The sequence below is a fragment of the Streptomyces sp. NPDC003077 genome, assembly GCF_040611095.1.
Taxonomy (GTDB): Bacteria; Actinomycetota; Actinomycetes; order Streptomycetales; family Streptomycetaceae; genus Streptomyces.
This window is the reverse complement of the sequence record NZ_JBEXNM010000104.1, coordinates 1-23,259: the sequence shown is the minus strand read 5'-3', so window position 1 is coordinate 23,259 and position 23,259 is coordinate 1. Positions and strand designations below refer to the sequence as shown.

Annotated in this window: 19 protein-coding genes; 16 read left to right on the top strand and 3 right to left on the bottom strand. The window is 72.0% G+C overall.

Features of this window, described 5'->3' with window-relative positions:
- The first annotated feature begins 113 nt into the window (after nt 1-113).
- From ABZX96_RS36235 to ABZX96_RS36180, 12 genes are all read left to right on the top strand, one after another.
- Complete coding sequence (locus ABZX96_RS36235) at nt 114-1,352, top strand: hypothetical protein (RefSeq protein WP_355553303.1); 1,239 nt, start codon at nt 114-116, stop codon at nt 1,350-1,352.
- Nucleotides 1,353-1,460: 108 nt separating this feature from the next.
- Nucleotides 1,461-2,054 (top strand): hypothetical protein, encoded by a 594-nt coding sequence (locus ABZX96_RS36230; RefSeq protein ID WP_355553300.1) that lies wholly within the window; start codon nt 1,461-1,463, stop codon nt 2,052-2,054.
- Between the two features lie 80 nt (nt 2,055-2,134).
- Nucleotides 2,135-3,448 carry an MFS transporter gene (locus tag ABZX96_RS36225; protein WP_355553297.1) on the top strand — a complete coding sequence of 438 codons (1,314 nt, stop codon included), beginning with the start codon at nt 2,135-2,137 and terminating at the stop codon, nt 3,446-3,448.
- A gap of 455 nt (nt 3,449-3,903) precedes the next feature.
- Entirely contained in the window at nt 3,904-4,299 is a 396-nt protein-coding gene (locus ABZX96_RS36220; protein WP_355553294.1) for a hypothetical protein, read from the top strand.
- A 79-nt stretch (nt 4,300-4,378) separates the two neighbouring features.
- Entirely contained in the window at nt 4,379-4,981 is a 603-nt protein-coding gene (locus ABZX96_RS36215) for a carbonic anhydrase (protein WP_355553289.1), read from the top strand.
- Nucleotides 4,982-4,998: 17 nt separating this feature from the next.
- Entirely contained in the window at nt 4,999-6,498 is a 1,500-nt protein-coding gene (locus tag ABZX96_RS36210) for a SulP family inorganic anion transporter (RefSeq protein WP_355553306.1), read from the top strand.
- A gap of 721 nt (nt 6,499-7,219) precedes the next feature.
- Nucleotides 7,220-9,271: a M6 family metalloprotease domain-containing protein gene (locus tag ABZX96_RS36205; RefSeq protein ID WP_355553284.1), complete on the top strand. Its 2,052-nt coding sequence runs from the start codon at nt 7,220-7,222 to the stop codon at nt 9,269-9,271.
- Between the two features lie 530 nt (nt 9,272-9,801).
- On the top strand, nt 9,802-10,614 hold the full coding sequence (locus ABZX96_RS36200; RefSeq protein WP_355553282.1) for a DUF3800 domain-containing protein: 813 nt from the start codon (nt 9,802-9,804) through the stop codon (nt 10,612-10,614).
- A 524-nt stretch (nt 10,615-11,138) separates the two neighbouring features.
- Nucleotides 11,139-11,798 (top strand): alpha/beta fold hydrolase, encoded by a 660-nt coding sequence (locus ABZX96_RS36195; RefSeq protein ID WP_355553279.1) that lies wholly within the window; start codon nt 11,139-11,141, stop codon nt 11,796-11,798.
- Nucleotides 11,798-13,123 (top strand): erythromycin esterase family protein, encoded by a 1,326-nt coding sequence (locus ABZX96_RS36190; protein WP_355553276.1) that lies wholly within the window; start codon nt 11,798-11,800, stop codon nt 13,121-13,123. The genes ABZX96_RS36195 and ABZX96_RS36190 overlap by 1 nt, the downstream gene beginning before the upstream one ends.
- A 45-nt stretch (nt 13,124-13,168) precedes the next feature.
- Entirely contained in the window at nt 13,169-13,330 is a 162-nt protein-coding gene (locus ABZX96_RS36185) for a hypothetical protein (protein WP_355553273.1), read from the top strand.
- A gap of 206 nt (nt 13,331-13,536) precedes the next feature.
- Nucleotides 13,537-15,180 (top strand): ubiquinol-cytochrome c reductase cytochrome b subunit, encoded by a 1,644-nt coding sequence (locus ABZX96_RS36180; RefSeq protein WP_355553270.1) that lies wholly within the window; start codon nt 13,537-13,539, stop codon nt 15,178-15,180.
- A gap of 24 nt (nt 15,181-15,204) precedes the next feature.
- On the opposite strand, the gene ABZX96_RS36175 is transcribed toward ABZX96_RS36180, so the two are convergent.
- Nucleotides 15,205-15,594, bottom strand: coding sequence for a cytochrome c oxidase subunit 4 (locus ABZX96_RS36175; protein ID WP_355553267.1), 390 nt, complete (start codon nt 15,592-15,594; stop codon nt 15,205-15,207).
- Between the two features lie 49 nt (nt 15,595-15,643).
- Nucleotides 15,644-17,356: a cytochrome c oxidase subunit I gene (gene ctaD, locus ABZX96_RS36170; RefSeq protein ID WP_355553264.1), complete on the bottom strand. Its 1,713-nt coding sequence runs from the start codon at nt 17,354-17,356 to the stop codon at nt 15,644-15,646.
- 623 nt (nt 17,357-17,979) lie between these two features.
- Here ctaD and ABZX96_RS36165 point away from each other — a divergent pair.
- Together ABZX96_RS36165 and ABZX96_RS36160 are read left to right on the top strand one after the other, a co-directional pair.
- Nucleotides 17,980-18,522 (top strand): NifU family protein, encoded by a 543-nt coding sequence (locus tag ABZX96_RS36165; RefSeq protein ID WP_355553261.1) that lies wholly within the window; start codon nt 17,980-17,982, stop codon nt 18,520-18,522.
- 246 nt (nt 18,523-18,768) lie between these two features.
- The gene (locus ABZX96_RS36160) at nt 18,769-19,662 is read left to right on the top strand and encodes a putative protein N(5)-glutamine methyltransferase (RefSeq protein ID WP_355553259.1); all 894 of its coding nucleotides are present in this window, start codon (nt 18,769-18,771) and stop codon (nt 19,660-19,662) included.
- 249 nt (nt 19,663-19,911) lie between these two features.
- Here the strand turns inward: ABZX96_RS36160 and ABZX96_RS36155 are convergent, their stop codons facing one another.
- On the bottom strand, nt 19,912-21,249 hold the full coding sequence (locus tag ABZX96_RS36155) for a hypothetical protein (RefSeq protein ID WP_355553256.1): 1,338 nt from the start codon (nt 21,247-21,249) through the stop codon (nt 19,912-19,914).
- Nucleotides 21,250-21,369: 120 nt separating this feature from the next.
- Here ABZX96_RS36155 and ABZX96_RS36150 point away from each other — a divergent pair, with 120 nt between their 5' ends.
- Nucleotides 21,370-22,338: a LysR substrate-binding domain-containing protein gene (locus ABZX96_RS36150; RefSeq protein WP_355553253.1), complete on the top strand. Its 969-nt coding sequence runs from the start codon at nt 21,370-21,372 to the stop codon at nt 22,336-22,338.
- Nucleotides 22,339-22,673: 335 nt separating this feature from the next.
- Entirely contained in the window at nt 22,674-23,129 is a 456-nt protein-coding gene (locus tag ABZX96_RS36145; RefSeq protein WP_355553250.1) for a hypothetical protein, read from the top strand.
- The last annotated feature ends 130 nt before the right edge of the window (nt 23,130-23,259 follow it).

Genomic DNA, 23,259 nt, shown 5'->3' with positions numbered 1-23,259 from the left:
GGCGGACCGGCTCCCGAAGGGGAGCCCCGCCCCGACACGCCTCCCCCGGCCCGGGGTATCCCCGCGGGCTTCCGTTCCGAGCGTCTCGCTCGCCGTCACCCCCGGGGGTCGCCATGGACGGTCAGCCGGCCGCCGATGTCCTCGACCAGATCAAGGACATCCCGATCTACCGCGCCTCACTGGAGCGCGGCCACTTCCCCGTCCTGGAGAAACCCGAGATCGCCCGCGGCTTCCCGGACAACTGGATGACCCCCCGGCTCGCCGCGGCGCTGGAGGCGGGCGAGGCGGAATTCGTCCTGTCCACGGGCACCAACCACGCCCGGATGCGGATCATCCGGCCCCCGTACTTCCTGCTGAAGTCCTACTACCAGCTGTGGAGCGAGCACCCGGACATCGGGGAGACCTGGCGCCAGGGGTGCCGCCGGATCTCCCTGACGACCGTGCTGGCGACCGAGCACGTCGCCCGGGTCAACGCCCGCAAGCGCGGCGTGGACCCGGATCCGGTGCCGACCCCGGAGGACCGGCGGCTGGACGACCGCACGCATTACGTCAACCTGCGCGCCGACCCGGCGCTGTGGGAGCGGGACGAGATCGAGCGGATGCTCGCGGAGATGCGCGCCGCCCAGGAGGCGCACCCGGCAGGCCGGTACCACCTGGACTGCTCCGGTTACTACCTGGCCCACCTGCTCCGGAAGATCGGCCGGTGGGGGCTGTGGGACGCGTTCCCCGAGCCCGCCAGCATCATCACCGCGTACGAGTACACGCCGGTGAACGTCCGGCGCTTCCTCGCGCAGCACTTCGCGTGCTCGGTGATCGACCTGTTCGGCAGCACCGAACTCGGCTACCTCTACTACAGCGATCGCCGCGGCCGTTACCGGCCGTACCTGGACAAGATGAGCGTCGAACTGCTTCCCGTCGCGCCGGGGAGCGAGATCTACAGCCTCATCGTCACCAGCGTCCGCAATCCGTACATGCCGCTGGTCCGCTACCGCTCCGGGGACTGCGTCCGCACCCTCGACGGGACGCCGGACCCGGAACGGATCACCCGCTTCTGCGGCCGGGAGAAGGAACTGCTCCCGGCGCCGCACGGCCCCGTCGCGCAGGGCGACCTGGACGACCGGGTCGCGGCGGCCTCGCCCCGCGTCTTCGTCCACCAACTGCGCGTCACCGGCCCGGGGGAGTCCGCGCTGCACTACACGACCTTCGACGACGCGCCCCTCGACGCGGAGGCGACCGCCGCCCTGGAGGACGGCGTCGGCGAACTGACCGGCCTGCGCTGCCGCGCCGAGCACCGCCCGCACGTCCCCATCGGCAAGTCGGGGAAGTACGCCTGGCTGGCGCACGACCACTGATCCGACCGCCGCCGGTCCCTCCCGATCCGCCGGTCCGGCAGCGCCCACGGCGGACGGAGGCGCCGGCCCGCCGCCCGGGAACCCCACGACGACGCACGGAGAACCACGATGACGCACGCGACGCCCACGCCGTCCACCCCGACGACCGCACCGCCCGAGGCGTCCGCCGCCGGCCGGGCGCAGGCGTCCGCCGCCGCGCCCCCGCGCGTGTCCGTCGACGACCTGCGCGCCCTGCTCGGCGACGCGCTGTACGACGAGGTGGCGGCGTACTTCGCCGACCGCACCGACGCGCCGCGGAGCTACGTGGAGCGCCAGGTCCTCGAATGCCTGCGCTACCTCTACCTCATCTCCCGCCACCGCGAGCAGCTCAGCGGCCTCTTCCTGCCCGTCGAGCAGGACATCGACGAGATCTGGCACTACCTGATCCTCCAGACCCGCGAGTACCGGGTGCTGTGCGAGGAACGGCTGCCGGGCCGGTTCTTCATCGAGCACCGCAGCATCGCGTACGTGGACTACCAGGAGGAACCGGGCCGGGAGCAGGCGCTCGAAGAGGCGCTGCGCTGGATACCGCTGTACTGCCGGGAGTTCGGCCCGTTCGACGAGGGCGCGCTGCCGCACTGGACGATCGTCCGCTTCCTCCACCAGCGGATGAACATGTCGCTGGAGGAGATCGCGGCGCTGGAACCCCTGACCGCCGCCTGAGCCGCCGCCCCGGGCCCGTAAGAACCACCCGGTGACCCGGAACGACTCGGCAACGACCCCGCACCGCACGGGAAGGAATCATGACGGCTCGGACCGACGACCCGGCCCCACCCGATTTCCGCGACACCGGGGAGGACCCCGCCCAACGACGCGTCCTGACCGTCCTGGTTGTCGCCCAGGTGCTCAGCGGCGCGGGCCTGGCCGCCGGGATCATCGTCGGCGCCCTGCTCGCCGAGGAGATGCTCGGCTCGACCGGCCTGGCCGGGGTGCCCAGCGCCCTGTTCACGGCCGGGGCGGCCGTGGGCGCGGTGGGGGTGGGACGGCTCTGCCAGCGCTGGGGACGCCGCCCCGGCCTCGCCGTGGGGTACGGCGGTGCGGCGCTCGGCAGCCTGGGCGTCGTGGTCGCGGCGGTCGTGGGCAGCGTGATGCTGTTGTTCACGTCGCTCGCCGTGTACGGAGCGGGGACCGCGACCAACCTGCTGGCCCGGTACGCGGGGGCGGACCTGGCGGCGCCCGCGCGCCGGGGGCGGGCGCTGAGCACCGTCCTGTTTGCCACCACGCTCGGCGCGGTGATCGGCCCGAACCTGGTCGACGTCACCGGTGACGTGGCGCACGCCTGGGGCATCCCGCGGCTTGCCGGGCCGTTCCTGCTGGCCGTCGTCGCGTACACGGCGGCGGCGCTCGTCCTGGGCCTCTTCCTGCGCCCCGACCCGCTGCTCCGCGCGCGCGAGCGCGCCGCCGCGGAGCCGGAGCCGGACGGCGGGCAGGCGGGCGGGTCCGTCGGCCGGGTGCGGGTGCGCGGGGTCGCTACCGGCACCGCCGTCATCGTCCTCGTCCAGCTCGTCATGATCGCGATCATGACGATGACGCCGGTCCACATGCGGGCCCACGGGCACGCGACCTCGGCGGCCGGACTGGTCATCGCCCTGCACGTCGGCGCCATGTACGTGCCCTCGCCGCTCACCGGCCTGCTCGTCGACCGGTTCGGCGGGGTACGGGTCGCCATCGCGTCCGGGCCCGTGCTGCTGGCGGCCGGGCTGGTCGCCGCGTTCGCGTCGCCGCACTCGGTGGCGGCGTTGGCGGTGGCCCTCGTCCTGCTGGGCGTCGGCTGGAACCTGGGGTTCGTCAGCGGCACCGCGCTGGTCACCGAGGCGCTGCCGCCGGCCAACCGGGCGTCCCTGCAAGGCCTGGTGGACGTGGGCGCGTCGGTCGCCGGCGCGACCGGCGGCCTGGTGTCCGGGCCGCTGGTGGCGGCGGGCGGCTACACCTTCCTGGGGGTGGCCGGGGGCGTCCTCGCGCTCGCCGTCGTCCCGGTGGCCGCGCTCGCCGCGCGCCGTCCGAAGACGGCCGCGACACCGGCCGCACGACCATCGCGACCACGGGAGCGGACGTGAGCGCGGCGCCCGGGAACCACGGCAACGTGGCCTCCGTGCGCCGTTCTTCGTCCCGGCGCCGTGACGAACCGGTGGCCCGGTCGCGGTCCTTCGGTTCGTTCGCGCGCCGTTCTTCGTCCGCGACTCGTGACGAGCCGGTGGCCCGGTCGCGGTCTTCCGGTTCGTTCGCGCGCCGTTCTCGGTCCACGCCCCATGGCGAACCGGCCGCCCTGCCGCGCCCTTTCGGCCCGTCGCCCACGGAACTGTCGGATAACCCAAGCCCTTTGGAGCGACGTCGTACATTGTTACGCCATATATGGCGAAATATTCGCTTTTCAGAGCCGCTGCCGGAATGGTGGAATCGACTTGTGACCGGGGCGCCGTCGGCGGCCCCGACGAGACGCCGTGACCAGCCCGTTCCAGGGGGCACGGCGGAGCCGGAGGAGCGGCCGAACGGACGAGCCGAGGGGGTGGCGATGCGCGGGAGCCGGAAGACGGCGGGAGCGTTTCCGCTGACCGGGTTCGTCCTCGCCGTCCTCCTGACGGCGCTGTCCCTGCTCCTGGCCTCGCCCGCGAGCGCGGCCCCGTCCGCGGCGGCGGGCGGGCGGGTGCCGAAGCCGGCGCCCGCCCCGTACAAACCGGCCGCCCCGGCCGTCCAGGAAACCGCCGAGACCTGCGCGGACGGCGGCGTGCGGGACGCCGAACGGGTGCACCTCCGCCGTGGCACGCCCCTTCCGGAGCGACGGGCGCGGCTGTGCCCGCCCGACCGCGCGCACGGCGACGCGGACCCGGAGCCCACCCTGCGGTCGAGGGCCGCCGCCCGCCCGCAGCCGATCCCGATCTGTCTCCTGCACTGCGTGTTCCGCTGCTGAGAGTCCCGCTCACCACCGACGCGCACATGTTCCTGCCACATCCCTCAGTGGCACTGACACCAGCAGGAGACACCTCCTCGTGGAGACCTTCATCCAGCACGCTCGCGGCCTCAACGACCGCATCGCCCGACACCGAGAGGAGCGGGAGACCTTCGGGCGCCTGGCGGCCGGCCAAGCGCCGCTCGCCCTGTTCATCACCTGCTCCGACTCCCGGGTCATCCCGTCCCTGATTACGGGGGCGCGGCCCGGCGAACTCTTCGAACTGCGCACGGCCGGCAACGCCGTGCCCACCTATGTCCCCGATGAGCCGGCCAGTGCGGAGGCCGCCACCATCGAGTACGCGACGCGCGTCCTGGGCGTCGCCGACATCGTGGTCTGCGGCCACTCCCACTGCGGGGCGGTCGGCGCCAAGGCCCGCGGCGACGACCTGACCGGCGTCCCCTCCGTACAGGACTGGCTGGCCCGCCAGCTGTCCGACGAACTGCCCCGGGACGAGGCCCCCACCGTCGCCACCGCCGTCCAGCGGCACGTCCGCGAACAACTGGACCGGCTGCGCGACTACCCCTGCGTACGCGAACGCCTGGACGCCGGCGAGGTGAACCTGCACGGCTGGTTCTACGAGGTGCACACCGCCCAGGTCTCGGCGTACGAGGCGGCCACCGACTCTTTCCTCCCTCTGTGAAGGCGAACGTGGACAAGATGCAGCGGACCAAACGAGCGACGCACTTCCGCGCGGACTTCACCGCCTCCCTCGTCGTGTTCCTGGTCGCCGTGCCCCTGTGCGTCGGCGTGGCCGTGGCCTCGGGGGTGCCGGCCGAACTCGGGCTCGTCACCGGCATCGTCGGCGGTTTGCTGACGGGGCTGCTGCCGGGCAGCAGCCTTCAGGTCAGCGGGCCGGCGGCGGGTCTGACCGTGCTCGTTTACGAGGCGGTCAAGGAGTACGGCGTCGGCGCCCTGGGCGTACTGGTGCTGGCCGCGGGCTTGCTCCAGCTCGCCATGGGGGCGCTGAAGCTGGGCCGGTGGTTCCGGGCCATCTCGGTGGCCGTGGTGCAGGGGATGCTCGCGGGTATCGGCCTCGTCCTGATCGCCGGGCAGCTCTACGCGCTGGCCGACGCCAAGGCGCCGGGCAGCGGCCCCGCCAACATCGCCGGGCTGCCGCGCCTGGTGGTGGACACCCTGGCCGCACCGGCGACCCTGTCCGCGGCGGCGATCGGTGTGGGCACCATCGCGGTCCTGGTGCTGTGGCCGAAGTGGCGGCGGGCGGCGCGGGTGCTGCCGGCGCCGCTGGCCGCGGTGGCGCTGGCGACCGCGGCGGTGGCGGTGCTGGACCTGCCGGTGGCCCGGGTCGAGGTCAAGGGCCTGCTGGGCGCCATCCAGCCGCCGGGCCTGTCCGACCTCGGCCGGCTCGCCGAGGTCGGCGTGATCGGCACGGTGCTCGCGTTCACCTTGATCGCGTCGGCGGAGTCGCTGTTCAGCGCGGCGGCGGTGGACCGGCTGCACGACGGGCCGCGCACGGACTACGACAAGGAGCTGATGGCGCAGGGCGCCGGCAACACGGTGTGCGGTGTCCTGGGCGCGCTGCCGATGACCGCGGTGATCGTCCGGAGTGCGGCGAACGTGCAGGCGGGGGCGCGGACGAAGCTGTCGCGGGTGCTGCACGGGGTGTGGCTGCTGGTGTTCGCCGCCGCCTTCCCGGCCGCGCTGGGCATCATCCCGCTGGCCGCGCTGGCCGGTGTGCTGGTGCACGCCGGGTGGAAGCTGCTGCCGGTCAAGGACTTCCTGCCGCTGTGGCGTGAACACCGGGGCGAGGCCGTCGTGCTGGCCGCGACCGCGATCGCCATCGTGGTCACGAACATGTTCGAGGGCGTCCTGATCGGTCTGCTGCTGGCCGTCGCCAAGACCGCCTGGGAGACCTCGCACGTCCACCTGGAGATCGAGGAGAACCCGGACCCGGCCGCGCCGCTGCGCGTCCGCGCGCTCGGCAACGCGACCTTCCTGCGCCTGCCCAAGCTCCTCGACCAGCTCGAAGCACTGCCCAAGGACCGAGAGATCCGCCTGGACCTCTCCGGCCTGCGCCACCTCGACCACGCCTGCGCCGCCGCCCTCGCCACCTGGGAGGAGCGCCACCGCCCGGCTCCCCGGCCGAGCGAGGACCGCGTCCCGGAGAACGTCGTGGTCCCCGAAGAGGAGAAGGTGTGACGCGACGCGCCGCCGGGCGGTGAGCTGACGACGCGTCGCCCCCGGAGCACGAACGCTCACGGGAAGCGCGGGACGCCACCCGGCCACCGGCCGGTCCGTCCGCCTGCGGGAAACGGCCCGTGGCCACCCCCCATCGCGGGGGTGGCCACGGGCCTGCGCCGTACCGGTCACGGGCCCGGGCGGACCGAAGGCTCATTGGTTCGCGCGCGGAAGTGCCGCCAGTCGAGGTAGCAGGAAGTCACCAGGATGACCAACAAGATTCCTGTCAGCGCCACTGCGATTGCCCAGTACCGATACGCGGAGTGGGCTACGAGGAGGGTTTGCACTCCGGTGCTGCTTGGGAGGAGCGCCACCCCCGGCTTCCCGGGCGCGTCCCTGTGACGGTGAAAGGGCGCGGCGGATCGCGCTGCGAGGACGGGCACCGTGGGTGGTGTCCAGGGCGCCCGTACGCCCGGACGAAGCGCCGGGCGGCGCACCATCACGGGCCCGCCCGCCTCGTGCGCTTGCCCGCTCGCGCACGGGCCCGCCTGCCTCCCCCGCCACCCGCACGTCGAACATGCGCCCTGGTATCGACATCCTCCCCGGCTTACCGTGGCCACGAAAGGCATACCGAGAAGGCATACCGAAAGGCATACCGTTCGCCCGTATGGCTTGTCATGTCCTTGCCCGATCGCCCATGGGGGCCGGGGCCGCGAGCCATCCGAAGGACAAGAGGTGAGCCATGCCCCACCGTCACAGACCCGCCCGCAGGGGCGTCCGCCGGACCGGCACGATCGCGCTGCTCGCGGGCGTGCTGGCCGCGGCCGTCGCCGCCGGGCCCGCTCGGGCGACCCCCGACCCGGCGCCCGAGGCCCGCGCGGGCCTCGTCCAGCCCATCGACCCGCAGCGCTGGCGCAACCCCGACGACATGACCTGGGCCGACTACCGCGCCGTGCCCGGCACCGACTGGGCCGACCCGGACGCCGAACCGACGCAGCGGACGTTCAAGGGCGCCCTCGTCCTCCTGGACTACCCCGACGAGGAGTTCACGGTCAGCCGGCCGGCCGGGTCCACCCTCTTCGGCAATCCGCAGCGCGGCGCCGCGAACGTCCCCCGCGAGAAACTGCCTCAGTTCTACGAGGACTTCCTCAACAAACCCGGCAAGCTCAACCGCGGCCACACCATCAACGAGTACTGGATGGAGGACAGCGGCGGCCGGATCGGCGTCGACCTGACCGCGTTCGGCGTCTACCGGATGCCGTGGAAGTCCTACCAGTACGGCATCGACGACCGGATGAACCCCGGATCCTGCCCCACCGGGGACACCTGCGACAAGGACATCCGGGCCGACGGCAAGGCCGCCTGGCTCGACGAGGTCGGTCCCGACGGCGCCGCCGCGTTCGACTTCGTCTTCTACCTCACCGCCGGCCAGGACGAGTCCGCCACCTGGCAGGAGTTCGGGCCGATGAAGTTCGCCACGCCGCGGGACGTGCCCGCCGCCTGGGGCCCGCCCGCTCCCGTCCCCGGCGGCGGCAACACCGGCCGCACCCGCTACGTCCCGTGGACCTCCTGGGCCGCCGCCGCCCGCATCTGGCCCAACGCCACACAGGGCTCCTCCACCCAGGCCGAGAGCTCCGGCATGGCCGTCTACGCCCATGAACTCAGCCACATCCTCGGCATCGCCGACAACTACAACAACCCCTACGGCACCCCGCTGAGCCGCGCCTACACCGGCATCTGGAGCATGCTCTCGCGCGGCTCGTTCAACGGCCCCGGAGGCCCGCACACCCGCTGGCGCATACCGGCCACGGACGGCGGATCGATGGGCTCCCACCACATCCTGCGCGACAAGCTCAAGCTCGGCATCGTCGACGAGAAGAACGTGCTGCGCCTGGACCGGGACGCCCTCAAGAAGTCCGGCCTGGTCGTCGCCCAGGTCACCGCCCGCTCCGCGCCGCCCGGACGCAAGGGGCTCTCCGGCCTCAACATCACCATGGGCCGCGATCTGTCCCCGTCCTGCGACCGCGACACCGACCCCCTGTGCGACGGTGGCGGTTACGAGAACTACACCGTCGAGGTCGTCGACCGCATGGGCATGGACTCCTTCACCCCGGACAACGGCGTCCTGGTCACCAAGACCAAGAACCAGGACGACGCCCCCTTCGCCTGGGTGATCGACGCACACCCAGAGGACATCGACCTGGTGGACTTCCGGCGCCCCGACGGCACCCCGCAGAAGATCACCATGGGCGACTACCGCCAGCTCAGCGACGCCCTCTTCCACGCCGGCGCCGACTCCGGCAGCGAGTACGAGTACGTCGACGAGGCCAACCGGCTGCACTTCTACGTCCTGGACATCCGGCGCGGCCGGTCCGGCGTCCTGTCGTACACGGTCGCCGTCAAGTCCCTGGACGGCGCCGGCCCGCAGCGCCGAGGCGTGGACCTTGATCGTGGCGAGGCGGAGGGCCGTCCGTCCAAGGGCGGCGCCGCGTGCACCTTCGAGCTCACCAACACCGGCCGCGCCGTCCCCCAGGGCACCGCGGGCCACCCCGAGAACGTCGACCCGTACCTGACCTCCGACGTCTACCGCCTCACCGCCCAGGCCTCCGGCCGCGGCTGGTCGGCCTGGCTCCCCAACCGCCTCGCCACCGCCAAGGCCGGCCACTCGGTCGACGTCGAGGTCGCCGTCGCGGCGCGCGGCGACGCCGACCGGCACGGCCGGATCACCCTCACCGCCCGCTCGGAAAGCAACCCGGACAAGACCGCCCGGGCGACCTGCTCGCTGCGGCGGTAATCCGGGCTTCGTCTTCGGCGGACGGGGCGAGGTCCGGAACGACGCCGGTTTCCGGGCGCGGTGGGCCCGGGAACCGGCGTCGCCATGTATCAAGGCGGGACCGGCCAGTGCGCGGCGGCGACGCCGGCGAGGCAAGGTGCCTGGAGCGAACCGGCGGCTTCCGAAGGGCAAGGTGGAACTGATCGATAAGCCGCTCCCGGAGAAACAGCGCAGGCCGCGATCGGTGCGCCCTCCCGCATACCGACCGGTTCGAAGATTTCCTCCTGCGAATTGTCATGGGAACACGGCTGCTCAGGAGGGGAGTTGGACTTCTTACAGGTCAACTCATAAGTAACCAAGGAAATTACCCGATTGGCCGAGGAACGGGTGTAACGTCGTCCAACCGGACGTGTAGCTGGGGGCTGAGCGGACGGTGATAACAGGAGTAAACCCTGGGCGGGCCGACCAACCCAGGGGCGAGATCGAAGGAGTCCGGCTCCCGTGGTGCACGACGACCCTGGCGCCTGCGCGCCTACTGTCCGGCGGAACCGATGAGCGCGGCGCCCGCGTCCGGCGCGCGCGTCGTTCAGCCGCCCCGGCTCCACGTCTACGTGGACGAGACCGGTGACCGCGGTTTCCAGGAGAAGTCATCGACGTTCTTCGCCATGACGGCACTCATGGTCCCGGCGGAGGACGACTGGAACGTCCGGGTCACCGCGGGCGGGCTGCGTGCCCTGATCCACCGGAGCCGACCCGAGACGACCGCCCCGCTCCACTGGGTCGAGCACTTCAAGCGCAAGCACGCGCAGCGCCGAAACCACGCGGCCCGGCAGCTCGCGCTCATGCCGTCGGCAAAGGTCTCGCACGTCATCGTGCCCAAGACCGCGGTGCGCTTTTACGAGGGCCTGGCCGACGGCGTCCGCTTCTACAACTACACCACGCGGCTTCTCCTTGAACGCGTCGCCTACGCGGCCGAGCGGTGGGAGGGCGGCCCGCGACTGGCGGTCGTACGGCTGGGCGCGGTGCGGGGCATGGACCACGGCGACACTGCCGATTACCTGGACGAGGTGCGGCGGGGTGGCGCCGGCGATCCGGACGTACCCTGGCGGGCCGTCAAGTGGCCGCCGGTGTGGACGGGGACGGACTGGGACGGCATCCAATTCGCCGACCTGCACGCGGGCTTGCTCAACGTTGCTCTCAGTGGTGTGCCGGACGATGACGACTGTGCGGCGAATCTGCTGCTGTGCAAGCACCAGCTCCACCGTTCCCGTCCGGGTGCGCTGCTCGGGTATGGCGTCAAGATCCTGGGGGATCCGTCCTTCGTGACCGAGCGGTGCTGGTGGCACAAGTGGAACGTGCCCTGAGACGACAGAAAGCCCCTTGGGGGGCTCCGGGGGCCACTGCCACCATCTGGTGGAGGATCCAGTTGCCTGGTTCCGACCTTCTCCCGGCAGCCCGCCAAGGGGCTCCTGCGTACATGGCGAAAGGCAACCGTGTACGCCATCGACTTTACAACGCGAGGAGGGAAACTCACCTGCTGGTCCAGCTATCAAAGATGCTGACGCCCAGCAGAATGCCGGAATAGATCCCCTTTGGGTAGCCCATTTCGGGCACTAGTGCGTACGCGTGAGCGATATGACAAAGCTGTGCCCCAGACGGCTACCGTGCCCTATCCCCGCGCCCCCGCCCGGCGCCCGGCTGGAGAACCCCGCCAACGCGTCCCCACCCCCGTCCCGGAACCCCCGGACGGCCGTAGTTACGCCCTCACCACCGCTGGGTACCCGCCACGGACAGCACGACAGTCTGCCCCGGGGCCGGCCAGGAGCCGGGGTCTCGGGGGAGGGATGCAGGCGAGCGCGGGCACCCGGTGCCGCGGGAGGTGTGGCCCATGGGGCCGGAAGCAGGGACCGTCCACATCGACGCCGACGGGGCCACGCTGGTCGGTGACCTGGCGGTGCCCGAGGAGGCGCGGGGTGTGGTGGGCTTCGCTCACGGGAGCGGCAGCTCGCGGCACAGTCCGCGCAACCGGTCCGTCGCCGAGGTGCTGCGGCGTGCGGGCCTGGGGACGCTGGTCCTGGACCTGCTCACCTCGGAGGAGGAGCGGGTGGACATGGCCACGGCCGAGCTGCGGTTCGACGTGCCGATGCTGGCCCGGCGGATGGTCGCCGCGATCGACTGGCTCGCCGGCCGGGCGTCCACCGGCGACCTCCCGGTGGGCCTGTTCGGCGCGAGCACGGGGGCCGCGGCGGCGCTCACGGCGGCGGCCGAGCGGCCCGAGCGCGTGCGGTCCGTGGTCTCCCGCGGCGGGCGCCCGGACCTGGCGGGTGCCGCGCTGACCGAGGTGCGGGCGCCGGTGCTGCTGGTCGTCGGCGGCGAGGACCGCGAGGTGCTGCGGCTGAACCAGCAGGCCGCCGAGCGGCTGACCGCCCCGTACGCCTTCCACGTCGTCTCCGGGGCCACGCACCTCTTCGAGGAGACCGGCGCCCTGGAAGAGGTGGCGACCGCCGCCCGGGACTGGTTCGTCCGAATGGATGGAGAGGCCGCGTGATGGCCCCCGCCACCGGCGCGTACGACGAGGTGACGGCCGTACGGGACGAGGCGCTGCCGCTGACGGGCCCCGAATCGCTGGACCCCCTCATGGAACGGATCGGCGACGCGCCGTACGTGGCGGTGGGGGAGGCGTCGCACGGCACCGCGGAGTTCTACCGGTGGCGGGCCGACCTGACGCGGCGCCTGATCGAGGAGAAGGGCTTCTCCTTCGTCGCGGTGGAGGGCGACTGGCCGGACTGCCAGGCGCTGCACTGCAGCGTCACCGCCGCGCCGGACGCTCCCGGCGACCCCAAGGAGACGCTGGACGAGTTCGCCCGCTGGCCGCGATGGATGTGGGCCAACACGGACGTCCTGCGCTTCGCCCGGTGGCTGCGCGAGCACAACGGGACGCTGCCCGCCGACCGGCGCGTCGGCTTCTACGGGCTCGACGTCTACAGCCTGTGGGACTCGCTGCACGCCGTACTGGACCACCTGCGCGAGCACGCCCCCGACCAGGTGCCGGACGCGCTCGCCGCCTACCACTGCTTCGAGCCGTACGCGCCCGACCCGCAGACCTACGCCCTGGCCACCCGGCTGGTGTCCGAGGGCTGCGAGCCCGAGGTGGTCTCCCTGCTCTCCGGGCTGCGGCGGCGGGCCGGAGAGCGGCCGTCCGACGGCCGCCTCGCGGAGTTCGCCGCCTGGCAGAACGCGGAGGTGCTGGCCGGCGCCGAGCGCTACTACCGGGCCATGGTCCGCGGCGGACCCGAGTCCTGGAACATCCGCGACCACCACATGGCCGACACCCTCGACCGGCTGATCACCCACCACGGCCCCGGGGCCAAGGCCGTCCTCTGGGAGCACAACACCCACGTCGGCGACGCCCGGGCCACGGACATGGCGGACGCCGGGATGGTCAACGTCGGCCAATTGCTGCGGGAGCGGTACACGCGGGACGAGGTCGTGCTGGTCGGCTTCGGTTCGTACGAAGGCACGGTGATCGCGGCCCGCGGCTGGGGGGAGACGCCCGAGGCGATGACCGTCCCGCCGGCCAGGACGGGCAGCGTGGAACACCTGCTGCACCGGGCGCTCCCGGACGGCTCGGCGCTGTTCGTGTGGCCGCCGGGCGAGGGCCGGAACACGAGCTGGCGCCGCCGCACGCTGGACCACCGCGCGATCGGCGTGGTCTACCGGCCGGACGCCGAACGTTGGGGCAACTACGTCCCCACGGTGCTCGGCGAGCGGTACGACGCCTTCCTGTACCTGGACCGCACGCGCGCGCTGGAGCCCCTGCACCCGTACGAACGCGGGACGGGCGAGGAGGAGACCTACCCGTCGGGGGAGTGAGGACCGGCGCCCGAAGGGGTGAAAGGCGAAAGGGGAACAGGAACGGTGACCGCGCACGCCGGAGAAAAGGCGCAGAAGACCGGGGACTTCTTTTGCGCCCGCTGCCACGAGAAGGTCCACGTGAAGAAGGGCGACACCATTCCGCGGTGCCCCAACGGGCATACGGGCTTCGAGGCCCGGCGCAACGAACCCGGCAGCAAATCCTGACGGGAAACGCGAGACCCGTCTCTCCTGACGCTTTTCCGGCGGGTCCGAGCGGGTTGCGGTGGCAGGGACTCCCGGGGCCGTCCGGATTGATTCCGCCGGTCACGGGTTATTGATAAGTCCCGTCCCGGCCACGGGCCACCCGAATGCCGCACCGGACCGTGCGCGGGATCGCGGCGAGTGGCGCAGAACGGTCAGGAGAGTGGGACATGCTGTTCCGGAAGCGGAAAGCGCGGGCGAACGCCCGGGCCGTGACCGTCGCGCGCACCGGTTTCACCGTGCTGGACCGGCGGTTTCCGCTCGCGGACCTGGCCAGGGAACTGCTGCGCAAGGCGTTCCCCGACCACTGGTCCTTCATGCTCGGGGAATTGGCGCTCTACAGCTTCCTCGTCCTCGTCCTCACCGGCAGTTACCTCACGCTGTTCTTCGACCCCAGCATGACCGAGAGCACCTACCACGGCGCGTACACCCCGCTGCACGGCCAGACCATGACGCAGGCGTACTCCTCCGCGGTGGAACTCAGCTTCGGGGTGCGCGGTGGCCTGCTCATCCGGCAGATCCACCACTGGGCGGCCCTGGTCTTCGTCGCCGCCATCGCCGTGCACATGCTGCGGATCTTCTTCACGGGGGCCTTCCGCCGACCGCGCGAGGGCAACTGGACCATCGGGGTGACGCTGTTCATGCTCGCGATGCTGGAGGGATTCGCGGGATATTCCCTGCCCGACGACCTCCTGTCGGGCACGGGACTGCGGACCGCGCAGACCATCGTCGGCTCGATTCCGGTCGTCGGCACCTATCTCCAGTTCTTCGTCTTCGGCAGCGAGTATCCCGGCCACATCATCATTCCCCGGCTGTATATCCTGCACGTCCTCTTCGTGCCCGGATTGCTGCTCGCGCTGGTCGGCGTGCACCTCGTGATGGTCGTCTACCTCAAGCACACCCAATGGGCCGACCGGGGGAAGACCAACCGGAATGTGGTGGGCCAGCCGATGTACCCGCGGTTCACGGCCAAATCCACCGGACTCTTCCTGATGGTCTTCGGCGTGCTGGCGGTGACCGGCGCCCTGGCGCAGATCAACCCGATCTGGAATTACGGTCCCTACCGCCCCGACCAGGTATCCACCGACGCGCAGCCCGACTGGTACGTCGGATTCCTCGAAGGCGGCCTGCGGCTGATGCCGCCGTGGGAGAGCGATGTGGCCGGGCACACCATCATGTGGAACGTCGTCGTACCGACGGTGGTACTGCCCGCGCTCCTCTTCCTGGTGCTGTTCCTCTACCCGCTCTTCGAGAAATGGGTGACGGGCGACCGCACGGAACACCACCTGTGCGACCGGCCCCGCAACCGGCCGACCCGGACCGCGCTGGGCGTGGCGGCCGTCGTCTTCTACGCGGTCCTGCTCACGGCCGGCGGCAACGACGTCATCGCCTACTCCTTCCGGCTCTCCGTCAACGCGCTGACCTGGGTGCTCCGGATCGCGCTCATCGTGGCGCCGCTGCTCGCGTTCGTCGTCACCAAGCGGATGTGCCTGGCGCTCCAGGCGCACGACGGGCAGTTGCTGGAGGAGGGCGACGAGACCGGCGAGGTGACGCAGACCGTGTACGGGCAGCTCGACGAGGGGCACCGCGGGCTCAGCGCGCAACGGCGCTACCGCCTCCTGGTGCGGGAGAACCCGCGCCCCTTGCCGCCGCCCGAGGGCAAGGGCACGGCACCGCGCCGGCACCGGCTGCGGGCGGCGCTCAGCCACTGGTACTACCGGGACCGCGTGGAGCTGCCCGCGACGCGGGAGCAGCGGCAGCGGATCGCGGAGACGACGGCGGAGCCGGAGCGGGTGGGGGAGGGGACGGAGTAGCGCGGCCCCGTTCCCCCGGTCCGCTCAGTCCTCGCGCCCGGCGAACTGGAAGACCAGCCCGAACGCGCCGCCCAGCAGCACCCCGAGCCCGATGAGCGCGAGCCACAGGCCGTACACCACGCCCACGGCGAACACCGCGCTCCCGGTGGCGGTCAGCACCGGGTAAACGCTGTGCGGGGGGAAGAAGTCCAGCCGCCCGACCCGCTCGCGGATCTCCGCGCCCTTGCGGTCCTCGGGGCGCCGGCCTTTCCTGCGGTACATCACCCCGAAATAGAAGCCGATCAGCGTCAGCATGACGAAGGACATGGTCAGCGCCGCGATGCCGGCGGGCTCCCGGGAACCCACGGCATACAGGACGTCGGTCACCAGGAAGAAGAACGCGACCCCGGCGAACAGATATGCCTCCACCTTCATGTGCGGCTCCCCGTGTACGGGCCGGGGCCCGGTGCCCCGGTCGTGGACGTCATCCCGATGCCTCCCCGTGGGGGTCCGGAGTCGGTTCCTCGCGGCCCTGCCGGGCGCGTACCGGGCCGATCGCCTCGGGGTGGTGGAAGTCGAACGCGGGGGAGTCGGAACGGATACGGGGCAGGGCGTGGAAATTGTGCCGGGGCGGTGGGCAACTCGTCGCCCATTCCAGGGAACGGCCCCACCCCCAAGGGTCGTCGACCCGGACCTTGGGCGCGCGGTGGGACGTTCGCCACACGTTGTAGAGGAACGGCAGCGTGGAAAGGCCCAGCAGGAACGAGCCGATGGAGGAGACGGTGTTCAGGAGGGTGAATCCGTCACTCGCGAGATAGTCCGCGTACCGGCGCGGCATTCCCTGCTCGCCGAGCCAGTGGTGCACGAGGAAGGTCGCCTGGAATCCGGTGAACAGGGACCAGAAATGGATTTTCCCGAGCCGCTCGTCGAGCATCCGCCCGGTCCACTTGGGCCACCAGAAGTAGAAACCGCCGAACATGGAGAAGACCACGGTGCCGAAGAGGACGTAATGCAGATGGGCCACGATGAAGTACGAGTCGGTGACGTGGAAGTCGAGGGGAGGTGACGCGATGAGGACGCCGCTCAGGCCGCCCAGCAGGAAGGTGATCAGGAATCCCGTCGCCCAGAGCATCGGCGTCTCGAACGAGAGGCTGCCGCGCCACATCGTGCCGATCCAGTTGAAGAACTTCACCCCCGTGGGCACCGCGATGATGAACGACGTGGCCGAGAAGAACGGCAGCAGCACCGCGCCCGTGGCGAACATGTGGTGGGCCCACACCACCGCCGACAGCACGGTGATGGCGATGGTGGCGCCGACCATCCCGACGTAACCGAAAATCGGTTTGCGGCTGAACACCGGGATGATCTCCGTCACCACACCGAAGAACGGCAGCGCGACGATATAGACCTCCGGATGGCCGAAGAACCAGAACAGGTGCTGCCACAGCAGCGCGCCCCCGAACGCCGGATCGTAGACGTGCGCCCCGAACTTCCGGTCCGCCACCAGGGCCAGCAGCGCCGCCGTCAGCACGGGGAACGCCAGCAGCGCCAGGATGGACGTGAACAGCACGTTCCAGGTGAAGATCGGCATCCGGAACATCGTCAGGCCCGGGGCGCGCAGGCACACGATGGTGGCGATGAAATTGACCGAGCCCAGCGTTGTACTGACCCCGGAGAGCACCAGTCCCATCGCCCACAGCGTGCCGCCCGCACCCGGCGAATAGAGCGGGCCGCTGAGCGGCGTATAGGCGAACCAGCCGAAATGCGCGGCACCCTCCGGAGTGAGGAAACCGGAGATCACGATCAGGCCGCCGAGGAAATACAGCCAGTAGGTCAGGGCATTGAGGCGGGGGAACGCGACGTCGGGAGCGCCGATCTGCAACGGCATCACCGCGTTCGCGAGACCGGTGAACATCGGGGTCGCGAACAGCAGCATCATGATCGTGCCGTGCACGGTGAAGAGCTGGTTGTACTGCTCGGTGCTGACGATTTGGAGCCCCGGCCGGGCCAATTCCGTCCGCATCAGCATGGCCAGCAGTCCGGCCAGCAGGAAGAACCCGAACGAGGTGACCATATAGAGGTTCCCGATCACCTTGTGGTCGGTCGTCGTCAGCCAGCCCCGTACGCGGATACCGGCGCTGACCCGCCTGTTCTCCGCCACGACCTCCGTCGTGGTCTCCGGCTGAAGCTCGACCATCGGTCGGTTCTCCGTTCGTCGCTGGGTGACGCGGGCGCGGTCCACGATCTGGTCGGCGAACCCCCGGTCTGTTCCCCTGCCCTTTCCCCGGCTAAACGAGGGGCCTGCTCCATTCGGAACCGGCCGAATGGGGAATTGCCTCCATGCGTGTCGGGGGCCTCGATATGCATTTCGTGAGGGTGCGAATCCCGGGGTTCGCGGCGTCCGGTGTCACTGTTACGGCGGCGCCCCGATGGCCGCGACGACCGCGCCGTGCGACGGTGGGCCGGAGACGGCCGGTCGGTCGGACCGGGCGTACGCGGCGGGGCCGGATGTGACCGGTGGTCCGGTGACCGCCGGAGGGAGACGAGGAAGGGCGGACGGCTCATGGGGCGCGAGCCGGTGACGTCCGGTTCCGGGGAGACCCGCTTCCGGTGGCCCCCCGCGACGACGAGTCCGGGTGGCCCGCCCGGCCGCGGCACGCCGCCCGTCCCGGCGAGCGTCTACGGCCCGTTCGTCCGCACCCTCCGCTCGATCACCGGGCCGGGGAGGACGAGGGAGAAACCCGCCGGCAGAGCGCGGGCCTGAACGAGGACGGAAGGGCCGGACGCCGGCACGTACGCGCAGAACGGAGGACTGCGGACATGCCCTGGGAGGACGACGCGGCCCGCCGCCACGTGGCCCACACCGAAGGGATGCTGGCCGCGCTGGACGCGCTGCCGGACACGGCGGCCCGGGACCACGCCCTGGAGACCCTGCACGCGCTGGTCGAGCTCTACGGCCAGTGCCTGGCCCGGGTCATGGCGCACGTGTCACGGGCCGACTGCGGCGGCCTGCTGCCCGCGCTGCTGGCCGACGAACTGGTGGGGCACCTGCTGTTCGTGCACGGACTGCACCCGGAGCCCCTGGAGACCCGCGTGCGCCGGGCCCTGGAAGAGGTCCGGCCCACGCTGACGGAGTACGGCGGCGACGTGGAACTCCTGGCCGTGGACGAGACCACCGCCCGGGTCCGCCTGAGCAGCACCGGTCCCGGCTCCGCCTGCTCGTCGGTCACCTTGGACGGCGCCGTCCGCGACGCGGTCACCCGTGCCGCGCCGGAGATCGAGCGGGTGGCGGTGGAGGGCGGGGCACGGTCCGCGTCCGCGCCGACGGCCGCGGTGGACGGGCTGTTCCGCGGTTCTCTGTAGGCGGTGCCCACCCCGCACCGCCCTGCGACGACGCCCACCCCGCACCGCCCTGCGACGGAGATCACGCGCGGCTCCGGGCCCGGTTCCCGCGACGGCTCGGGTAATGTTGCCGCTCCCAACAGCGCGCGACCGAGGAGGTGAGGACGATTCCCGCAGTGCCAGGCCGGGTGCCCTCCCCTCACGACCGTGCCGTTCACCTGGGATAGGTGAACGGGAGGGCGCCCTTCGTTTTCCGAAAGGCTCCTCATGTCGGTTCCCTCTTCCCCCGCCGCCGCCGTTTCCGCCCCGGTCGCTTCCCCGGCCTCCGTCGTCGACCGGCTCCGGGCCGCCGGCTGCGTCTTCGCCGAGGACGAGGCGCGGTTGCTCGCCTCCGCCGCGCGGACGCCGGCCGAACTCGACGCCATGGTGGACCGGAGGGTCGCCGGACTGCCCTTGGAACACGTCGTGGGCTGGGCGGAGTTCCGCGGCCTGCGCATAGCCGTGGACGCCGGGGTCTTCGTGCCCCGCCGCCGTACCGAGTTCCTGGCCGGCCAGGCGATCGACCTCGCCCGCCGGGCCACCGCCACCGCCGGGCGGGCCGTCGTCGTGGACCTGTGCTGCGGTTCGGGCGCGGTGGGCGCCGCGCTGGCCGCCGCCGTGAACTGCGCGTTGTACGCCGTCGACATCGACCCCGCGGCGGTACGGTGCGCCCGCCGCAACCTCGCCGCCGACGCCCGGGTCTACGAGGGCGACCTCTACGCGCCGCTGCCCGCCGACCTGCGCGGCCGTATCGACGTCCTGGTCGCCAACGCGCCCTACGTCCCCACCGACTCGATCGCGCTGCTCCCCCCGGAGGCCCGGGACCACGAGCCGCGGGTGGCGCTGGACGGGGGCGCGGACGGGCTGGACGTGCAGCGGCGGGTGACCGCGGCGGCGTCGCGGTGGCTGGCGCCCGGCGGCCACGTGCTGGTGGAGACGAGCGAACGGCAGACGCCCTGGACCGTCGAGAGCTTCTCCCGCGCCGGGCTCGTCCCCCGGGTGGTCTCCTGCGACGAACTGGACGCCACCGTGGTCATCGGCACCAGGCCCGAGTCCGACGGGCCCGGTCCGGGGGACGGCGCGGCCTCCCTGCCCGCTCCCGCTCCCGCCCTCCGTTCGTAGCGAGGGCACCTGTGGCGGCAGGCGCGCGCCGGGCCCGTACGCGTCACCCTCACGGGGCGGGCGTACGGGCCCGACGGCCCGCGTGGTGCGCGGAGTCCGTGCGGGTCGGGCGACCGGTTTCGTCCGCATCACGGGCCGAACGCGACCGGATTCGTTCACATCATGGGCCGAACGCGGCCAGCACGTCACGGGCGGGGCGGTCGACTCGGCCCCCGCACGCCACGGGCGGGCGGGCCGCGTCGTGCGGGGTCACTGCGTCAGGGGAATCCCCGGCAGCCCTTCCCACGCGTCGCGGATGTCGGTGAAGATCTCGAAGCAGGGGTCGAAGATGCCGCCCCAGCTGTCGTCACCGCCGCCGCCACCGCCGCTGTGGATGCCCTTGCCGGTCACGCTGCCGTCGTCGTTGACCGTGTAGAGGGGACCGCCCGAGTCGCCGCCCAGGGTGCACTGCTGCCGCTTGACGCCGCGCACGGCGTTGCGCACCACCGTCCCGTCGCTGTACCGGTGGTCGAACTCGAAGCGGGACACCCGCCAGCCACACAGCTCGCCGGTGCGCTCGCCGTCGGTGCAGTACTGGTCGCCGTAGAAGGCGCGGCGCTGCCAGATGCCGCGGACGGACGCGGAGTCGCCGATGCCGGAGTTGGGGCCGCCGCGGTAGACCCGGCCGACGCTCTGCCGGCCCGGGTCCAGCTCGATCAGCGACAGGTCGCCCCGGAACCGGGTCTGGCCCGGGAAGAGCTGGGTGCCCTGGCCGTCGCCGTTGTTCCAGTTCTCGCGGGTGCCCTCCGTCACCGTGCCCATGTTCTGGGCGGGGGTGGAGACCGAGCCGCCCTGGGAGGCGCAGTGGCCGGCCGAGACCATCATGTACTGGCCGCCGTAGATCCAGGGGAAGCCGCTGCTGCATCCCCCGGCCGGCACGTTGATCGTGGATCCGCCGTAGAAGGGCGAGGTGTCGTTCTTCCGGTCCTGCGGTGAGCCCTGGAGCCGTTCGGAACCGGGGACGACGGCGATGGACTCGGCGCCGTAGCGGCGGGCGAGCGCGGACACCAGCGGGGTGGTCACCCGCTTGACGGTGATCAGGACGCGGCCGTTCTTCCCGTCGAGCGCGGTCTCGAAGATCGCCTCGCCGTCCGGCACGTCCTTGCTGGTCAGGCCGATGGCCTCGTGCTTGACGCGTTCCAGTTCGCGGTAACTGCGCGCGGTGGGCCGGACGTCCTTGATCGCCGGTTGGTCGCTCTTGAGCCCGGCGGCGAGCGAACGGCCGCGGTCGCCGACGGAATTGACGGTGACCTGGTTCGTCTTCGCGTCGAACCAGGGGTATCCGAAGTCGTCCGGATACCGCTGGGCGAGTGCGAACGCCTTGCCGAACGCCCGGATGGCGGCGGCGGACGGGCGTGCGGCGGAGTCGTCGGTGCCGTAGTCCCGCGGGAGGACGTCGACGCCGGCGATCCGTTGGGTGCGGGTGGTGTCCGGCGCTTGTGCCGGGGACTCCTGTTGACGCTGCTGCGCCACGGCCGCGGCCGGCTCCACGGTGGCCAGGAGCGCGGCGACGGCCACGGCACAGAGTGCGCCTCTGCCTCGGTGCATGAAACCCCCTCGTACTCGTTCTGCCGGATTCGTGGCAGGTTGCGCATTCTCCTGGTCGTCCTGTTGCAGGGGTAGAGGATTGGTGACAACAAAGTGGGCCGTATCGATAACCTCTTGTGCATGAGTGGTCACAACGACCCCGCGGGCGTTGCCCCGTTATCACCCCTCGCCGGACTGTCGTCACCCCTCGCCGGTCTGCGCACCGAACCGAGCGCGCATCAGCTGCGCCTGTTCCTGGTCCTGGCGCAGGAACTGCACTTCGGCCGCGCCGCCGCCCGGCTCTTCATGACCCAGCCCGCGCTCAGCCGGCAGATCCGCACCCTGGAGGACCGGCTGAGCGTCCGCCTCGTCCGCCGCAGCAGCCGCGCGGTCGAACTCACCGAGGCCGGGCGCGCCCTGATCCCCGAGGCGCGCTCGGTCGTGGAGAGCCTGGGCCGGCTGCGCGACGCCGCGGACGAACAGGCGCGCCGCCTCTCCGGACGGCTGACCATCGGCTTCAGCGGGGCCGCACCCGCGCTGCCGCGTCCCCGCGCGGTCCTGCGCGCCCTGCACCGCCGCTTCCCCGAACTCGGCGTCCACCTGCGCGCCCTGAACTTCGTGGAACTGCCGCACGCGCCGCTGACCGGCGAAGCCGACGCGGTCTTCTCGTACGCCCCGGCACCGCCCGGCGTCCAGGACCAGCGGCTGACGACCGAACGCCGCGTGGTCTGCCTCCCGGCAGGCGACCCGCTGGCCGCGTACGAACGGCTGACCCTGGACCGGCTCGCCGGCCGGCCGGTGATCGACCTCCCGTCGGACCACCCGCGCGCCCCGCACGGCTCCTGGTCGGGCGACCCCTCTCCGCAGGGCGCGGCCATCCGGCAGGGCCCCGCGGTGACGACCGTGGAGGAACTGCTGCTGACCGTCGCCGAGGCCCACGCCATCGCCTTCGCGCCCGCCTCCCTGCGCCGCCTGTATCCCTGGCCCGGCGTGTGCTACCGCGACGTCACGGACCTCCCGGACTGCCACTTGGCGCTCGGCTGGTCGGCGGGGGAACGGGACCGCCCGGCCATCGCGGCGCTCCGGGCGGCGGCGCGGACGGTGTCGTAGCGGGCGCTCCGGTCCGCTCCGGTGCGGGGGCCCGGCACGGTCGTGCCTTTGCGGGAGGAGACGAAGGCGTGCGGGGCGAACCAGGGCGATTCGCGGTCGCCTTCACGGCCACCCGCCGCGTCTGCCGTGTGCCTGTCCTGGCCTGTTCCGGCCCGTCCTGTGCCTGTTGTGTGCCTGCCGAGGGGACGGCGAAGGCCGGGCCGTACCGCGATCGGAGCGTGAGTGCCGGCCGCCCGAGCGGGGTTCCGTGCCATCGATCGGACCCGGCGAAGACCGGTGGCTGCCTCCATGTAGGGTCCCCCCTTGTCCTGAACACACCACGACGAGGGGGGACCTTGCGAGCGCACCTCGCTGAAACAGCCCACCAGTTGGCCGCCGTCCTGTGGCAGCGGCACACCGTGTACCGCGAGCGGTCGGGCACCATGGTCATCCGCGGCGACCACGTCCAACGGTGGATCAGCCTCGCCCCCACCGGCTCCCAGGACCAGGTCCTCATACGGGCGGGACGCATCCTCGACGGCGGCACCACCGCTCCCGCGCGCTCCGAGATCGTCATCGAACTCGCCAGCGGAACGCAGGAACTGGCCGCGGCCTGCCGCCGTCTGCTGGCCGAGGCCGCCAGCGCCGTCGAGACGCCGACGGCGGCTGCGCCGCGCCCCCAGCCGGAGGCCCGGCGGCGGCGCCGGGGGAAGCGGCGGATCGGCCTCGGCTCCTGGCTGGTGATCGTCGCCGCGACCGGGATTCTGGTGCTGGCCGGTCTCAACGTGTACAGCGCGATGACGGGCCACTGAGCGGGCGGGGGCGGCCCGCGGCGGGCGGGGGCGCGGGCGGACGCCCGATGCGGCGGGAGCCTCGCAGGGGCGGGCGTGGTGGAAGGCGCACGCCGCGTGCGAGAAGAGCGGGAGTGAGGCGGAGGCGAGG

Coding starts and splice junctions, on each gene's coding strand:
- ABZX96_RS36235 (WP_355553303.1), top strand. CDS start 114: ATGGACGGTCAGCCGGCCGCCGATGTCCTCGACCAGATCAAGGACATC.
- ABZX96_RS36230 (WP_355553300.1), top strand. CDS start 1,461: ATGACGCACGCGACGCCCACGCCGTCCACCCCGACGACCGCACCGCCC.
- ABZX96_RS36225 (WP_355553297.1), top strand. CDS start 2,135: ATGACGGCTCGGACCGACGACCCGGCCCCACCCGATTTCCGCGACACC.
- ABZX96_RS36220 (WP_355553294.1), top strand. CDS start 3,904: ATGCGCGGGAGCCGGAAGACGGCGGGAGCGTTTCCGCTGACCGGGTTC.
- ABZX96_RS36210 (WP_355553306.1), top strand. CDS start 4,999: ATGCAGCGGACCAAACGAGCGACGCACTTCCGCGCGGACTTCACCGCC.
- ABZX96_RS36205 (WP_355553284.1), top strand. CDS start 7,220: ATGCCCCACCGTCACAGACCCGCCCGCAGGGGCGTCCGCCGGACCGGC.
- ABZX96_RS36200 (WP_355553282.1), top strand. CDS start 9,802: ATGAGCGCGGCGCCCGCGTCCGGCGCGCGCGTCGTTCAGCCGCCCCGG.
- ABZX96_RS36195 (WP_355553279.1), top strand. CDS start 11,139: ATGGGGCCGGAAGCAGGGACCGTCCACATCGACGCCGACGGGGCCACG.
- ABZX96_RS36190 (WP_355553276.1), top strand. CDS start 11,798: ATGGCCCCCGCCACCGGCGCGTACGACGAGGTGACGGCCGTACGGGAC.
- ABZX96_RS36180 (WP_355553270.1), top strand. CDS start 13,537: ATGCTGTTCCGGAAGCGGAAAGCGCGGGCGAACGCCCGGGCCGTGACC.
- ABZX96_RS36175 (WP_355553267.1), bottom strand. CDS start 15,594: ATGAAGGTGGAGGCATATCTGTTCGCCGGGGTCGCGTTCTTCTTCCTG.
- ctaD (WP_355553264.1), bottom strand. CDS start 17,356: ATGGTCGAGCTTCAGCCGGAGACCACGACGGAGGTCGTGGCGGAGAAC.
- ABZX96_RS36165 (WP_355553261.1), top strand. CDS start 17,980: ATGCCCTGGGAGGACGACGCGGCCCGCCGCCACGTGGCCCACACCGAA.
- ABZX96_RS36160 (WP_355553259.1), top strand. CDS start 18,769: ATGTCGGTTCCCTCTTCCCCCGCCGCCGCCGTTTCCGCCCCGGTCGCT.
- ABZX96_RS36155 (WP_355553256.1), bottom strand. CDS start 21,249: ATGCACCGAGGCAGAGGCGCACTCTGTGCCGTGGCCGTCGCCGCGCTC.
- ABZX96_RS36150 (WP_355553253.1), top strand. CDS start 21,370: ATGAGTGGTCACAACGACCCCGCGGGCGTTGCCCCGTTATCACCCCTC.